This window comes from Polaromonas sp. P1_G2, from assembly GCF_056405515.1.
Window position 1 is genome coordinate 1 of the sequence record NZ_JBFUBY010000835.1, and the last position, 541, is coordinate 541.

Below are 541 nucleotides of genomic sequence, written 5' to 3' on the forward strand. Positions count from 1 at the left end.
GTCCTGCAGCGGCTTGAAGTCCCAGTTCAGATCGGAGGCGACATTGGTGTCGAACTCGACGCGAATCCGGTCATTCAGGATACGGTCGGAGGCCTGTTCGACCCGTCTCACCGTGCCGTTGAACCCGGTGACACGGCAGAAAAGATCGTAGAATGGCACCGCAGCGTAGGCGGCGCCGACCATGACGCCGACGAAGACCAGGCACGACACCAGCACCGCCAGATTGTTGCGCTGCGGCTTCTTCGGGCCTGGCTCGTTAACGGACGCCAGTTCGCTCATCACTGATGGCCTCCCGGCACCATGCGGATGATCGTGATCGCGTAGAATATGATGACCAGCGCACCGAGCACGACGCCGAGCGCGACATTACGGTTGCGGCGCGAGCGCTTCTGGCGTTCGGTGAGTTCGATCGTTTCGACCTTTTCCATGATCAGATCCTTCCGCCAACGGCGTGATAGAGGCCAGCGCCGAAGTGATCCAGCATCAGGCAGAGAAAGATCGCAAACAGGTAGACGATCGAATAAGCGAACAGCTTCTTGGC

Annotated in this window: 2 protein-coding genes; both read right to left on the minus strand. The window is 59.5% G+C overall.

Annotated features, from left to right (window positions below; translation table 11 throughout):
- Nucleotides 1-279 (minus strand): cytochrome c oxidase assembly protein (locus AC1D0P_RS27875; RefSeq protein WP_477679693.1); only part of this gene is annotated, 279 nt, incomplete at its 3' end.
- Nucleotides 279-428, minus strand: a complete 150-nt coding sequence (locus AC1D0P_RS27880) for a hypothetical protein (protein ID WP_477679694.1) — start codon at nucleotides 426-428, stop codon at nucleotides 279-281. The genes AC1D0P_RS27875 and AC1D0P_RS27880, both read right to left, overlap by 1 nt.
- Between the last annotated feature and the right edge of the window lie 113 nt (nucleotides 429-541).

What these genes read in the sequence shown, in the direction of transcription:
- AC1D0P_RS27880 (WP_477679694.1), bottom strand. Translation starts at nt 428, where the DNA reads ATGGAAAAGGTCGAAACGATCGAACTCACCGAACGCCAGAAGCGCTCG.